This window comes from Lactobacillus kalixensis DSM 16043, from assembly GCF_001434335.1.
Taxonomy (GTDB): domain Bacteria; phylum Bacillota; class Bacilli; order Lactobacillales; family Lactobacillaceae; genus Lactobacillus; species Lactobacillus kalixensis.
Window position 1 is genome coordinate 1 of record NZ_AZFM01000037.1, and the last position, 14,600, is coordinate 14,600.

Annotated in this window: 13 protein-coding genes, 2 tRNA genes and 1 pseudogene; 8 read left to right on the top strand and 8 right to left on the bottom strand. The window is 37.0% G+C overall.

Features of this window, described 5'->3' with window-relative positions; genetic code table 11:
• Nucleotides 1-211: 211 nt before the first annotated feature.
• The 3 genes from FC46_RS08460 to FC46_RS08470 all read right to left on the bottom strand — a co-directional run bounded on the left by FC46_RS08460 (nucleotide 212) and on the right by FC46_RS08470 (nucleotide 845).
• Nucleotides 212-284, bottom strand: a tRNA-Lys gene (locus FC46_RS08460).
• A 167-nt stretch (nucleotides 285-451) separates the two neighbouring features.
• The gene (locus FC46_RS08465; protein WP_057799748.1) at nucleotides 452-676 is read right to left on the bottom strand and encodes a hypothetical protein; all 225 of its coding nucleotides are present in this window, start codon (nucleotides 674-676) and stop codon (nucleotides 452-454) included.
• A gap of 96 nt (nucleotides 677-772) precedes the next feature.
• A tRNA-Lys gene (locus tag FC46_RS08470) sits at nucleotides 773-845 on the bottom strand.
• A gap of 131 nt (nucleotides 846-976) precedes the next feature.
• Between FC46_RS08470 and yycF the strand changes: the two genes are divergently transcribed.
• From yycF to rlmH, 7 genes are all read left to right on the top strand, one after another.
• Nucleotides 977-1,693 (top strand): response regulator YycF, encoded by a 717-nt coding sequence (yycF, locus tag FC46_RS08475; RefSeq protein WP_057799751.1) that lies wholly within the window; start codon nucleotides 977-979, stop codon nucleotides 1,691-1,693.
• 60 nt (nucleotides 1,694-1,753) lie between these two features.
• A complete protein-coding gene (walK, locus tag FC46_RS08480; RefSeq protein ID WP_057799774.1) occupies nucleotides 1,754-3,601 on the top strand; it encodes a cell wall metabolism sensor histidine kinase WalK in 1,848 nt (615 codons plus the stop codon).
• Entirely contained in the window at nucleotides 3,582-4,931 is a 1,350-nt protein-coding gene (locus FC46_RS08485) for a YycH family regulatory protein (protein WP_157046818.1), read from the top strand. The genes walK and FC46_RS08485 overlap by 20 nt, the downstream gene beginning before the upstream one ends.
• Nucleotides 4,932-4,933: 2 nt before the next feature.
• Complete coding sequence (locus tag FC46_RS08490; RefSeq protein WP_057799755.1) at nucleotides 4,934-5,770, top strand: two-component system regulatory protein YycI; 837 nt, start codon at nucleotides 4,934-4,936, stop codon at nucleotides 5,768-5,770.
• Between the two features lie 11 nt (nucleotides 5,771-5,781).
• On the top strand, nucleotides 5,782-6,579 hold the full coding sequence (locus FC46_RS08495) for an MBL fold metallo-hydrolase (protein ID WP_057799758.1): 798 nt from the start codon (nucleotides 5,782-5,784) through the stop codon (nucleotides 6,577-6,579).
• 86 nt (nucleotides 6,580-6,665) lie between these two features.
• Nucleotides 6,666-7,886, top strand: coding sequence for a S1C family serine protease (locus FC46_RS08500; RefSeq protein ID WP_057799760.1), 1,221 nt, complete (start codon nucleotides 6,666-6,668; stop codon nucleotides 7,884-7,886).
• Between the two features lie 490 nt (nucleotides 7,887-8,376).
• Nucleotides 8,377-8,856: a 23S rRNA (pseudouridine(1915)-N(3))-methyltransferase RlmH gene (gene rlmH / locus FC46_RS08505; protein WP_057799762.1), complete on the top strand. Its 480-nt coding sequence runs from the start codon at nucleotides 8,377-8,379 to the stop codon at nucleotides 8,854-8,856.
• 39 nt (nucleotides 8,857-8,895) lie between these two features.
• Here the strand turns inward: rlmH and pepI are convergent.
• The 3 genes and pseudogenes from pepI to FC46_RS08520 form a co-directional block, all read right to left on the bottom strand.
• Nucleotides 8,896-9,777: pseudogene (gene pepI, locus FC46_RS08510) on the bottom strand (proline iminopeptidase).
• A gap of 11 nt (nucleotides 9,778-9,788) precedes the next feature.
• Nucleotides 9,789-10,439 carry an energy-coupling factor transporter transmembrane component T family protein gene (locus tag FC46_RS08515; protein WP_057799764.1) on the bottom strand — a complete coding sequence of 217 codons (651 nt, stop codon included), beginning with the start codon at nucleotides 10,437-10,439 and terminating at the stop codon, nucleotides 9,789-9,791.
• Nucleotides 10,423-11,796: an ATP-binding cassette domain-containing protein gene (locus FC46_RS08520; RefSeq protein WP_057799767.1), complete on the bottom strand. Its 1,374-nt coding sequence runs from the start codon at nucleotides 11,794-11,796 to the stop codon at nucleotides 10,423-10,425. The genes FC46_RS08515 and FC46_RS08520 overlap by 17 nt, the downstream gene beginning before the upstream one ends.
• Before the next feature lie 174 nt (nucleotides 11,797-11,970).
• Here FC46_RS08520 and FC46_RS08525 point away from each other — a divergent pair, with 174 nt between their 5' ends.
• A complete protein-coding gene (locus FC46_RS08525) occupies nucleotides 11,971-12,912 on the top strand; it encodes a helix-turn-helix transcriptional regulator (protein ID WP_057799769.1) in 942 nt (313 codons plus the stop codon).
• Nucleotides 12,913-12,942: 30 nt separating this feature from the next.
• Here the strand turns inward: FC46_RS08525 and htpX are convergent, their stop codons facing one another.
• Both htpX and FC46_RS08535 read right to left on the bottom strand, forming a co-directional pair.
• A complete protein-coding gene (htpX, locus tag FC46_RS08530; protein ID WP_057799771.1) occupies nucleotides 12,943-13,842 on the bottom strand; it encodes a zinc metalloprotease HtpX in 900 nt (299 codons plus the stop codon).
• Between the two features lie 16 nt (nucleotides 13,843-13,858).
• A complete protein-coding gene (locus tag FC46_RS08535; protein WP_057799772.1) occupies nucleotides 13,859-14,419 on the bottom strand; it encodes a LemA family protein in 561 nt (186 codons plus the stop codon).
• Nucleotides 14,420-14,600: the final 181 nt, after the last annotated feature.

A 14,600-nucleotide genomic window follows, 5' to 3' on the forward strand; every position in this document is an offset into this window, starting at 1 on the left:
GAAAAAGCCAGGAAACATGCGAAAAGAGCATGAATCTTAGCTTTCAAGTTTCAGATATTTATAAGTTCGCATTTTTCTTACCTAACTGAGTTAATATATTCATTTTATCATGCAGAAAAACAAAAAGATCCAATCTCGAAAAATATCGAAATTGGATCTTAAATTTAAACAAAAAAAGCACCGACTCCTCGCAGTGCCATTTCCATATTGATGGGTGGTCAGGGGATCGAACCCTGGACCCACGGATTAAGAGTCCGTTGCTCTGCCAGCTGAGCTAACCACCCATATTTTTAAGTTCAGCTCTCATCCGCTGACAGTTAATAATAATATCAACTAATAGAATCTTTTGCAATAGTTTTTTTAGAAAAAATGCAAAAAATATGCTCAATTAGTAAAATGAATCAAAAAAATACTGATAGACCGTTAATGATCTGCCAGTATTTTTGCTTTGTTACAATTTATCGACAATTCTATAAGCTTTACCTTTGCCTTGATCAACTTCTTGATCCGCAAAGTAAATTGCGTATTTGCCGTTTTCGGTATCATTGACAATCACGATTTTTTTAGCAGTAGGTTTGCCCGCTTTAATTATTTGAGCGCTGCGACGAGCTTCTTTAAAATCGTGTGATGAGGAAATTGCGTCCCCAGGGTTAAAAAACACGTTTTCGTTATTCATTTTAACAACCTCCCTACTAGGTTCTTTTCTATATTTTACCAAAGTTGACCTGGTCTGGAGTAACAAAAAAGCACTACCGAAGTAGTGCTTACGTTATGGGTGGTCAGGGGATCGAACCCTGGACCCACGGATTAAGAGTCCGTTGCTCTGCCAGCTGAGCTAACCACCCATGTCATAACTGACAGGAACTATTATGCAATTTATTTTAAAGAATTGCAAGGCTTTTTTTAAATTTTTTTGTATATTTTGGCTAAAATGATAAAAAACAGTATAATAGTAAGAGCAAAGGAGGCATTCTCGATGCCAAAGAAAATTCTCGTCGTCGATGATGAGAAGCCAATTTCTGACATTATTAAATTTAATTTAACTAAAGAAGGCTTCGACGTCGACACTGCCTATGATGGTGAAGAGGCTATAAAAAAAGTAGATGAATATGATCCAGATTTAATGATCTTGGATTTGATGTTACCAAAAAAAGATGGACTGGAGGTTGCACGTGAAGTGCGCCAGACTCATGATATGCCGATTATAATGGTGACTGCTAAAGACACTGAAATTGATAAAGTTCTAGGACTTGAGATGGGTGCAGATGACTATGTAACTAAGCCATTTTCTAACCGTGAATTAGTTGCGCGTGTTAAGGCTAACTTACGTCGTCGTGATATCGTGAAGAAGGCAGAATCTCTAGATCAAGAAGAAGCCGATAAGAATATTAAGATCGGCAACTTAGTTATCATGCCGGATGCTTATATTGTTGAAAAAGATGGTAAGAAGATTGAGCTCACTCACCGTGAATTTGAACTTCTTTATTATCTTGCCCAACATATGGGTCAAGTTATGACTAGAGAGCATTTGCTGCAGACTGTTTGGGGTTATGACTATTTTGGGGATGTACGTACTGTTGACGTAACGGTTCACCGTCTACGTGAAAAGATTGAGGATAACCCAATTCAGCCTCAAATTTTGATTACCCGTCGTGGCGTTGGTTATTATGTTAAACAACCAACCGAAGAATAATTAAGAAAGCCATAAACTGCATCCAGTGTGTGGCTTTCTTTTTATATGTTGTTTTTGAATATGGATAAATTAAGAATAAAGCTAAAGAGAACATTTAACTCAATTAATACCAAGCTAGCGGTAGTATTCATGTTAATGCTGCTAGCTACAATTGAAGTGATCGGGGCATATTTTACTAGGCAATTAGAGCAAAGTAGTATTGAAAGCTTCCAAACTTCGATTCAGATTCCGTCATTTGTGACTAACCAATTGTCAGTTCAATTATCAAGAAATAATAGTAGGTCTAATGATCGAATGAGCCAGATAATTTCTGACTACAACAATGATGCTATTAGTGAAATTATTGTTGTTGATAATAAGGATATTATCCGTGCTGTTTCTAATATGAATGATAAAAGTAGAGTTGGTCAAAGAGTAAATAACAATATTGTTAAGCAAGTAACTTCAACTGGGCGTCAAATTACTCGTGTGGTTAATGATAATGGCACCAGTTCTATGATCCAAATCTCTCCGTTGACTAGTACAACCGGCACTTCCAACAATGTAGGTGCAATTTATGTTCGCGCTAGTATGCAGAGTGTTTTCAATGATCTAAGGACAACCTCAATTACTTTCTTGGTTGCTTCCCTAGTTGCTGCAATGCTTGGAGCGATTTTGGCGCTAATTATTTCACGCGCTATTACCCGGCCAATTGAAGAAATGCAAGAGCAGGCTTTACACATTGCGGATGGAGACTATTCTAATCAAGTGAAGATTTATTCAAACGATGAACTAGGGCAATTAGGAAAGGCTTTTAATACTCTGTCAGTTAGAATTGAACGCTCACAAGAAGAGTCAGATAGTGAAAGACGTCGTCTTGACAGCGTTTTGTCTCACATGACAGATGGAGTTCTTGCAACTGATCGTCACGGCAATATTAGTGTTGTTAACCAAATGGCTTTGAATTTCTTGAACGTGACAGAAGATGAGATTATTAACAAGCCAATTAATGAAGCGCTGGGTTTAGATGAAACAGCACAAGATTTAATTTCTAATCAAAAAGAAATCGTAGTGACTGCCAACAGCGGTACTAGAAACGAAGTGATCTTACATGCTAGCTTCTCGTTAATTAAACGAGTAACAGGTTTCGTGTCTGGTAGTGTTTGTGTACTTCACGATGTTACTGAACAAATGAAAAATGAAAATTCACAAAGACAGTTTGTTTCTAACGTCTCTCACGAATTAAGAACACCACTTACAAGTATGCATTCATATATTGAAGCGTTAAGTGAAGGTGCATGGAAGGATCCCGAAATTGCGCCACAATTTTTGAAAGTTACGCAAGAAGAAACTGAACGAATGATCAGAATGATTAATGATTTGCTTAGCTTATCCAGAATGGACCGTGGCGTTTCTAGAATGGATATGGAATGGGTAAACTTGAATGACTTTGTTTCTCACATTCTTAATCGCTTTGATATGATAGTGAAAACTGATAACAATGAAAAGAAATACACTATCAAGCGTGAACTTGGAACGCAGGCTCTGTGGGTTGAAATCGACACTGATAAGATGATGCAAGTAATTGATAACATTATGAACAATGCTATTAAGTACTCACCAGATGGTGGGGTAATTACAGTACGCTTAGTTCAAAACCTTAACCACGTCATCTTGAGTATTTCTGACCAAGGATTGGGGATTCCAAGAAAAGACTTGGGCAAGATTTTTGATCGTTTCTATCGTGTTGATAAGGCTAGATCTCGTGCCCAAGGTGGTACTGGGTTGGGACTTGCAATTGCTAAGGAAATTGTGGAAGCTCACCACGGCAGAATTTGGGCAGACAGTAGTGAAGGACAAGGCTCTACATTCTACATTTCATTGCCATATGAACCAATGAGTGAGGAGGATGACTGGGATGAAGTTTAAATCTAAATTAGGCGATGTCTTCCTAATGATCGGGACGTTTCTTGCGATAGCGATCTCGATTGCTTTGTGGATTTTCATCATGACCAATGATCAACGCTTTGATCGAATTAACCAGTCTTCTCGTAGCAGTTATACCCGCCAACAGACTAAGTCGCGCAACGATAAGTCACTGTATGATCTATATTTACCAACTAGTTCCTACGGTTTTAGAAATGGGCAGCTATATCAGTTGTATGATTCTAAAAAGAACTTACCATTTGAATTTTCAAAAGAGCTTAAGAAATTGACGGTTAAGCGTATTGTTACTCTGCCAGCTAGTGAAAATCGTTATAAGAAAATGCTAAATAATGAAAACTATATTCAATTAGCATATCCGGACGAAATCACCTTTAACTTGTTCACTAGTGTGACGGAGAAGAAGGATAATCGTGAATTTACGCGAGTATTTATCACAGATTCTAATAAGACTTTGTATTTAGGTAATGATAAAACTGACCGGATCTATCGCTTGAGCATTAAGGGAGCTAACTTTAATCGTTTGCGTCAATATGCCCAAAATGCTCATTCTAAGACACCAGTGCACTTTGTCCGTTTAGAGGCGGGATATACGCCGTTTTATAGCAATAAAAATAAGTGGAAAGTTTACAGTTATTTGATTAACCACCAATCTGATTCATACTTTGTTTCAAGATTATTAGGGACATCAGGTGTATCTTCGCGGACTAATAAGAAAGGTCGCACAACATATTCACTTAACTATTACACTCACTTGCAAGTTCCAAGAAGTGGCAATCAGAACGATCATACGTACTTGTACACTCATTATGAAAAAGAAACAATTCCATCAACAACTAGTCGCTTGTTAGACAGTATTTTTTATGTACATCGTGTTGGATTGATGGAACAAGATTTACGCTTTTTTGATGCAAATAAAAATAGCGTTTCGTACATAAACTATATTGAAGGATCACCAGTCTTTTTAAATGATGGTGATTCACAAATTTATACTACTTTTTCTAATGAATCAATTATGATGAACTTCAATAGTACTAACTTCCAGATTCCAATTCCGTTTGATGGTAGAACAGTAACATTAGAATCAACTGATCAATTATTGCATCGTCTCGTTAATCATGGTCTGGAGCAGTCTCAGATTAGTCGAATTGTAGTCGGCTTTAGAGTAGAAAATGATAATTCTCACGACAGTTTGGTCAACTTGATTCCAACGTATTATGTGAAAGCCTATGGCGGCTGGAAGAGTGCAGATAGCTGGCTTAAGCAAGATATGAGTATCTATACAAATGCTCAAGCGAAGGGAGGAAACAACTAAAAATGGATCATAAACGAATTGAATGGTTATTTTTGATTGTTTTCCTATTAATTGATATTTATTTAGGAATTGAAGTTTTACGTTCACCAGTTGGTATCTCTGACGGAAGTACTACTAATTCAACTAGTACCGATATTCGCATGGAGATGAGAGCTGATGGAATTGAATTACCTGATAATATTTCACAGGCGCAGTCTTCAGGTTATTATTTAGCTGCTAAAAAGCGCGACTACTTGTCTAGCAAAGTTACTTCTTTGACTCAAGTTGATGCAACTTATTATAAGAGTGAAAATGTCATTCGTGCGGTGCCACGCGATTTAGTTGTCGCAAAAGGTAGTAAAAAAGAAGTTCTAAAGGCTTTAAATGACTTTAAGAATGATCCTCACAATGTTCCTTACGGTAAGCAATTCACCTATGAAAGTAACATGTCTAGCGATGGCAGCTATACTTTCGTCCAAACTTCAGAATATGGCGATATCTATGACAATTCTGCACAATTAACGATTAATGTTAAAAACGGCTTGATTGATAGTTATTACATGACTTATCTTGGTCCGGTTAACCCAGTACGTGAACTGCAGTCAACTATTTCTTCATGGCATGCGGTAAGGGCAATGTACACTAATCGTGAATTAGCTAATAATACTAAGATTATTGAAATTAAACTTGGGTATTCCGAGTTGACTAATGTGCGTGGATCGACAATTTTGCAGCCAACGTGGTTAGTTTGGGTTGAAAATAAGAACACAAGAAATATTACACTTAAGCGGGTTAATGCTTTCACAGGTCAAATTTTGCAGTCTAATACGTCATATAACGTTGATAATATTGAAAAGTGAGGATGACAATAGTGCAAGTTTGTGTTTTAGCTAGTGGTTCAACTGGCAATACTAGTCTAATTACAACCGGTCAGCATAAGATCTTGATGGACGCAGGTTTATCTGGAAAAAAGACGAAGAGCTTGTTAGATGAAGTTGGTGTCGATATCAATGACATAGATCTGGCATTTTTGAGCCATGACCATAGCGATCACAGTGCAGGACTTGGCGTTTTAATGCGGCGTTATCCGCAAATTGATGCTTTCGCTAATACCGGTACGTGGAACTATTTACTTGATAGTAAAAAAATTGGCAAAGTTCCAGTCCAGCAAATGAATACGATTGAACCAGGTCAAAGTAAAGTGATGGGCGATTTAACGGTTACTGCCTTTGCGACAAGTCATGATGCTGCAGAACCACAATATTATGTTTTTGAAAGTGACGGTAAGCGCGTCGCTTTTTTAACAGATACAGGTTATGTTTCAGAAAACGTCAAAGGCGTCATCAAGGATTCAGATGCTTATATGATGGAATTCAATTACGATACAATGATGTTAAGAGAAGGCCCCTATTCGTGGTCACTTAAGCAGAGAATTTTGTCTGATGTAGGACATTTGTCTAATGAAGAAGCAGGAGAAGCCTTGCTAGATGTAGTGTCGCCAAGAACGAAGCACATATTTTTGGCACACCGAAGCCAGCATAATAATACCGCTTATTTAGCTCACGATACGGCAAAAGAAATGCTGGTAGATGGAGATGCTAATTTGGATAATGATGTGAAGATTATCGATACAGCTCCTGATGAACCAACAGGGTTAATAAAAATTTAGAAGTTTCAACGAAAAATATTCACATAATATTCAAATCTAGACATTATAGTTAATAATCATAAATAATAATTTAAGGGGTAGGGATTATGGAAAACAATAACAAAAATCAAAAATCAAATAACAACGGCTTACTCGGTAAAGCTGCAATTATCGGTGTAGTTGCCGGCTTAATTGGTGGTGGGGTTTCATATTACGGAATCGACCAATTAAATCAAGCACAAACCACTACTAATCAAGCACAAACTAGCATCAGTTCTTCCAGTGCTAAGGTTTCAAGAAATAGTGCTAAGAATAGCGGAACAATGACCGGTGCGTATGATCGTGTTAAAGGTGCAGTTGTTTCTGTCATTAACTTAAAGCGTCAATCTTCTTCATCTTCAAGTGACATTGAAAGTCTATTTGGCGGCTCAAGTTCTTCAAAGGGCAGCAATAGCAATAAGCTTGAAACCTACAGTGAAGGTTCTGGTGTTGTTTACATGAAGTCAAATGGTCGTGGCTACATCGTTACTAACAACCACGTAGTTTCAGGTAGTGACGCAATTCAGGTTAAATTAGCTAATGGTAAAACAGTTAATGCAAAAATTGTTGGTACTGATAGTACAACCGACTTGGCCGTTCTTTCAATTGACTCTAAGTATGTAACTCAAGTTGCGGAATTTGGCGATTCTAAGAGCCTACAAGCGGGGCAAACAGTAATTGCGGTTGGTTCACCTTTAGGTAGTGAATATGCTTCAACAGTTACTCAAGGGATCATTTCAGCACCAAGTAGAACAATTACCACTTCATCAAACCAACAAACAGTAATTCAAACTGATGCTGCAATCAATCCTGGTAACTCTGGTGGTGCTTTGGTTAACTCAGCTGGTCAAGTTATCGGGATTAACTCAATGAAGTTGTCACAATCAAGTGATGGTACTTCGGTTGAAGGGATGGGCTTTGCAATTCCATCTAACGAAGTTGTAACAATCACTAACCAATTGGTTAAGAATGGTAAGATTACTCGTCCACAATTGGGTGTAAAGGTCATGGCTTTGGAAAATGTCCCACAAGCTTACAGAAGTCGTTTGGGCATTAAGTCTAACCTGAAGGAAGGAATCTATGTTGCCTCAGTAACCAAGAACGGTTCAGCAGCTAAGGCTGGTTTAAAGGCTAACGATGTCATTACTAAGGTTGACGGTAAAAAAGTAACCGATGTTGCATCGTTACACAGTATTCTCTACAGCCACAAAGTCGGTGATAGCGTAAATGTAACTGTTAACAGAAATGGCAATACTAGAGATATCAAGGTTACACTTCAAGGTAATTAACAAGTAAAATATTCTAAATAAGATGATGAAAAAGGCTATGTGACGCGGTAATAAACGCATACATAGCTTTTTTGTTAACTATAAGGCTGTGTAACAGATAAAAGTTCGGGAAATATAGTTGTCAAGTTTTTGAAGAAATCACAGCTTGTTAATAACTGTGGATAAAACTGTGGATTGTGGATAACTAGGGTGTTTTAACCTGTGAGTAACTGTGCATAAGCTGTGAATTGTGTGTAAATAAAAGTGAAATAAATTTAGTTAAAACGTTCGTTCATAGCTTAAGATTAAGCTTTCAAGGTAAAAAGTTTGTGAAAATAAGTTATCCAAAGGAGGAATGTGGGTAAAGTTTTTCAAGAAAATTCAAAGTTTTTTTCAACCACAAATTGTGCTAAAAGTGTAAATAAAAACCACAAAATGTAGATTTTGATTTTACACAGGTGTGGAAAAGTTGAGTGGAAACAATGGGAATTTGGGGATAAAATAGGATATTATGAATATTAAGATTGTATGTGTAGGAAAGTTAAAAGAAAAGTACTTTAAAGACGCGATTGCGGAGTATGAAAAAAGACTTGGCCGCTTTTGTAAATTTAAGATTATACAAGTGCCGGATGAAAAGGCGCCTGAGAAGTTGAGTGCAGCGCAAGACGAACAAGTAAAGGAGATAGAAGGGCAAAGAATCTTGAGTAAAATCAAGGATAAAGAATACGTCTACGTTACTGCAATTAAGGGTAAGCAGCGCAGCAGCGAGGAATTTGCTAAGGAAATCAAGGATCTTGGCACTTATGGGCATTCCGATATTACTTTTGTCATCGGTGGAAGTCTTGGAACAAGCGATGCTGTGAATAAGCGCGGAAATGATTTGATTAGCTTCGGTAAATTGACTATGCCGCACCAGTTGATGCGGGTGGTATTGATTGAGCAGATTTATCGTGCCTTCATGATTAATAGTGGTAGTCCATATCATAAGTAAAAAGCGTTATCCACAATTTGTGAGTGGGTAACGCTTGTTTTATTTTTTATTTTTCAACCATTTAGTTAATAAATCAATATATTCGTCAGTCTTTTGCACAAATGGCATATGACCACAATTCTCAAATAATTCCCAGCGGCTATTTTCAATATGATCTTTCATCGTCTTAGCTACGTACGGAGTACATAGATCATCAGTCCCACTAGTAATCAAAGTTGGGACTGTGATTTTGGCTAATTCGTCGGTGTACTCATAATCATGCAAATTACCTTCAGGAGTGTATTCATTAGGCCCCCAGGCAGTTTCATAAGCGATGCTGCCGCTTTTTTTCTTCCTCATAACGGGTTCTGGTCAAGTCTTAGTCATGTCGATTGCATGCTGATTCATGAAATGGTCATTGGCCTTTAAATACGCTGGATCAGAGAAATTATTCGTAATTTCGGCGCGGTGAATTGCGGCTTGTTCTTCAACAGGCAAGTACTTGATCATCCGGTGCAATTCTTTAGACCAGAGACTGGCTGAGGAAAGAGTCGATGATAAAATCACGCTATGAACGCCTTGAGGGTGATAATCGCACATGTAAATAATTGCGAGCATGCCGCCCCATGACTGCCCTAATAAGTGAATGTCATGCAAATGCAATTTTTCTCTTAAATTCTCAAGTTCTTTAACCCAAGTTTCTTTAGTATAAAGCTCAGGTTTATCATCAGGAATGCTAGAATTACCACAGCCTAATTGATCATACATAATGATTTGTCGATCACTTTTTTCAGCTAATTCATCTAATACTTCAAAATAATTGTGACTAGATCCTGGCCCGCCGTGTAAAAGTACTAGCGGTGCCTTATCATTACGTCGTCCCACTGTACGATAGAAAGTTTCATATCCCATGAAAGGAATAGTGTGTTCAAAAATTTCCATAGTTACCTCGTTTATAAGAAAAATAGACAAAGATTAAACAAAAGTAATAGCAATCCAAAAATTAACCAGTCTTTTTTTGAGATTGGAATTTGCACAATAACTGATCGCTTAGCACCTTCAACATAGCCGTGTGATTCCATTCCTTGAGCCAAATTCTCTGCGGAAGAGATCGCTGCTAGAATCGCTTTGAAATACAACATTGGTGACCAAAAGTTTAAATAGACATCTCGCATCATTGCGGCAGTTCGGATTTGCTTAACCGACATTTTCATATGAGGAATAATATTTAGCGCTGCTAAAACTCCATAAGAAAATTTGCTAGGTAAATGCAAATTTTGTTCAAGTGAGCGAGCTAGTTCTTCCGAAGTGGTCGTATGAGCAACGCAGGCAATTGAAAGAACGTAGACGTAAATTCTGCTAGAGAGTACCCAAGCTGAATAATGATCTGGCGTGCTACTGAACCAATAAAGGGTCGCAAAGACTACGAAAGCACCAATTAGAGGAACAAAAATTAATAAAATAAGGTCTTTCAAACTAATCTTTTTAATTAATAAATAAAATAGGCAAAAGATAATGACGATAAGATTGGTCACCAAACTTGCCTTACATGCGATCTCAATTGAAATAATGAGAACGAGTAAAAATTTAACACTGGGATTCATGACTGACCTCACTAACATAATTTAACTGCTGATGGGCGAAATTAAGGCGATAAGAGCATAAATCGGCTAGTTCGTGTGTCTGATGGCTGATGATCAAAAAACTCTGATGGAGCTTATTTTGGCTTTCCTGGAGCAACTTGATTACTTGTCTAGCAGAATCATGATCAAGACCGGCTAAGGGCTCATCGATTAACAATACATCATGTTGGCAAATTAACATGAGCAAGATTTGAAGTTTCTTTTTTTGACCACCTGAAAGAGAATAAACAACTTGATCTAAGTGCTTGTCTAGCTTGAGTTTAGCCAAATATTCATTGATTATTTGGTCAGTGAAATAACGATTGCGGTTTTTCTTGCTCAAGTCCAGTTCTTCTTGCACAGTCACTTTTAAAAATTGGTCGTCTGCACTTTGAAAAATTTGTGCCACGTGTTTCAAATAATTCCTAGATTTTAATTTGGCAATTTCTTTTGTGTGAAATAGCATATTGCCACGATAAGAAATCATTTTGGTCAGAGCTTTAAAAAATGAGCTTTTGCCAATTCCATTAGCTCCAGTGATTAAAGTAGCCTTTCCCTCATAGATCTTAAGTTGATCTTGCTTTAGTAAAAGACGATTTTGTCTTAGTTCAGTCTGGTTTAAAACAAAGACGGCTGAATCATTTTCGTTAGGCAATAAAAAAACAGGCTCAGGTGCTTCATCACGCTTAAATAATTTTTCTTGTTCAGTCAGCGATAACCTAACGATTGTCCGATTTTCCATTTGAAAAACAGCATCGCATTTATTTTCATAGTCACTGAAGAAGTGGTCAGAAATTAAAATACTTTTTCCTTGCAGGCGTAATTCATACAACTTTTCAATCAAAAACTTACGCGCTTCTGGGTCACAGCTGGCAAATGGCTCATCTAACAAAAGTAAATCAACGTCCATTGCTACTAAAACAGCGAGTGCTACCCGTTGTTTTTCACCGCCAGACATAGTGATAATTTTTTGATCTAATAAATGGCTAATTTGAGTAAAAGCGACTGCTTTTTTTAAGCGCTGTTTGTAATTACTTGGTGTAACTCGCAAATTTTCTAATGCAAAAATAATTTCTTCGCGTGGAGTTGCCATCGTGAATTGCTCGCCAGCATTTTGAAACATGATTGCACTTTTCATGCCATTTAAATTCACCTGTCCACTAACGTGTCCACCATATTTTGGATAAAGGCCAGCAATAGTTTTTAGTAAAGTAGATTTACCACAGCCAGTTGGACCAATTAATAAGTTAAAGCCAGTATTGATAATGAGATTAATATTGTGAAAAATTTGCTCATTTTTTCCATAAGAAAAAGAAAGCTGCTTTAGTTCTAAATTCATTTTTACTCTCTAAATAAACCGTTTCCATTTAGTTTGATTGTACAAAAGTCGTCCGAACTTGTCTATTTTTACTGATAAATTGAAATACAGTGTCCTAAGCCAGAGAAAAATAGATTTTTGATATATAATAGATATATACGTTTTTTATTATAGCTACAACAAGAAGGTGTAAATATGGCAGCAGTCGCTTTAGATCAGTACTTAACCAGTGTATGGCGGTCACACAGAGACAATAAAAATGAAATAAAACTTCCGTGTGGCAGTCCTAATTTTGACTTGTTTACGATCTACCTTGAAAACCATAATATTGGTCTTCATCGATATGTTAATGAGGCAGCAACGATTGTATATGTGGTAAAGGGTACTGTTACGCTAAAGAGTGGGGAAAAGAGTCTTGAAATGAAGGCAGGCAATTTTTTGCTTTTAACCCAATCTTGGCAATATGAAATTCAAAAGCAAAGCGATGATGCTGTTCTTGTAAAACTAAAGTTTAGTCCGGGTTTTGAATATCGTAAATTCTTTAAAGATTTATCTTGCGCAAGTAAGCAGGAAATAAGTATCATTGATCAAATTCTTACTATTTTAAATAAAGAACATGTTCTATGGCTTAAGACTAATCAAATTACACATTCTTCTCAAGTTATGCAGCGCATTGTAGATGACTACTTGGCTAATGAATTATTTATGCGAGTTTTAATTGGAGCGGAACTTACGGTGGCTCTTGTTTTGGCAATTAGAACTGATTCCGTTGTTAGTTTATCAAGCTTAGACAGAACCAAATTCGAGGGTAGTGCCTTGGATCGTTATATTGACAACCATTTTACCAATATTACATTGACAGATACAGCTAAGTATTTTGGTTTTAATCCAAATTATTTCTCTAACATGGTTAAGCAAAAAACTGGTAAAAGCTTTGTAGATCATGTTGATGAACGTAGAATGCAAGAAGCACGGACCTTACTTGCGCAACCTGATATTTCTTTAAAAGAAATTATTAGTCGTGTAGGTTATTCAAGTAAGTCATTCTTCTACAAAAAGTTCAATCAATATTACCATATGACTCCAGCTGCAATGCGGGAGGAGTTATTCAGACAAGCGAATATCAACTTAAAATAAAAAATCTGGGAAAATCTCCCAGATTTTTTATTACATTTTTTCAAGACGTGCGATGCGATCCTCTGTTAGTGGGTGAGTGTCGAATAGGTGTGTTATTCCGCGATTATGAAACGGATTTTCAATATATAGACCAGCACTACTTTGATCGGCACGCTTCATTGGTTCACTGTTTTCAATTTTTCTCAAAGCTGAGATTAGTCCCTGTGGATTACGAGTTAATTCAACTGAAGATGCATCAGCTAAATATTCGCGGTTACGTGAAAGAGCCATCTGCGCTAGGGATGCAGATAATGGTCCAAGAATCAGAACGAAGACAATCGCAATAATTTTGAAAATCATTTCAAGTGGATTGGATTCGCGATCGTCGTCATCGTTACGGCGGCTACCACCGAAAAACCAAATGTAGCGTGAAGCGATTCCTGAAATAAATGAAATCACGCCGACTAAGACAACTGCAATAGTTGAAAGTAAGATATCGTAGTTGCGCACGTGTGATAATTCATGTCCCAGAACGCCTTCAAGTTCTTCACGATCCATTAACTCTAGAATGCCTTGAGTAACTGCAACAGCACTATGATTAGGATCACGGCCTGTCGCAAATGCATTGGGACTAGGATCAGGAATGATGAAAACGCGCGGCATTGGCACGCGAGCCACCATTGCCATATCTTCAACAATATGCCAGAGCTGCGGATTATCTGCTTCATGGATTTCATGAGCATTATTTAGACTCATGATCATATTGGCGGGATTTTGCCACATAATGAAGAGATAAATTACGCTACCAATTAAAGCAATTAGAATTCCAGGAATCGGATTGTTTCCCATTAAGTAGCCAATACCTGCTCCAACCAAAGTTAAAATCACCACAAAGAGGACCATAATCAAAGCCGTTTTGCGTTTGTTACGGGCAATTTGTTGGTATAACATCGTTATTCCTCAACTTTTAAAACTTAACTTTTGGTACTTCTTTTTCTTCAGCTGGGGTTTCTAAGTAATCAACCTTAGTGAAGTGGTGGATTTTAGCCACAATGTTTGATGGAAAAGTTAACAATCGTTGGTCATATTGAGCAGCACTTGAATTGTATAGCTGGCGTGAATATGCGATCTTGTTTTCAGTATTTGTCAATTCTTCCTGCAAACTTAAGAAGTTTTGATTAGCTTTTAAATCAGGGTAATTTTCTGATAACGCAAAGATAGTTTTAAGAGAATCGGTAATTTCATTAGATACCTTTAACGCTTCTTCACGGTTATCAGCAGGAATTTGGGTTAATTCATTCCGTAATTTAACAACTTTTTCAAAAGTTTCGCTTTCATGCTTTGCATAACCCTTTACAGTTTCAACTAAGTTAGGGATTAAGTCGTTACGGCGCTTTAGTTGAACGTCGATTTGGCTCCAAGCTTCTTCAGTGTAAATTTTTGCTTTTTGTAAGCCGTTATATGCAGTAATGTAGATTGCAACGACTAAAACGAGCAAAATTAAAATGATCCAAAAAATTGGTGACATCTTGCAATACCTCCGTACTATAAAATATGTTTATTCAATTTTACCTAAAAAACCCCTTTAAACCAATAAAAAAAGATGCCTAAAGCGACATCTTAAATATTTTTTATCGAATAATTTAATTAAAATCTGAAACTTGAAAGCACTAAATAAGCTGGAAGCTTTATAGGTTCTGGCTTTTTCC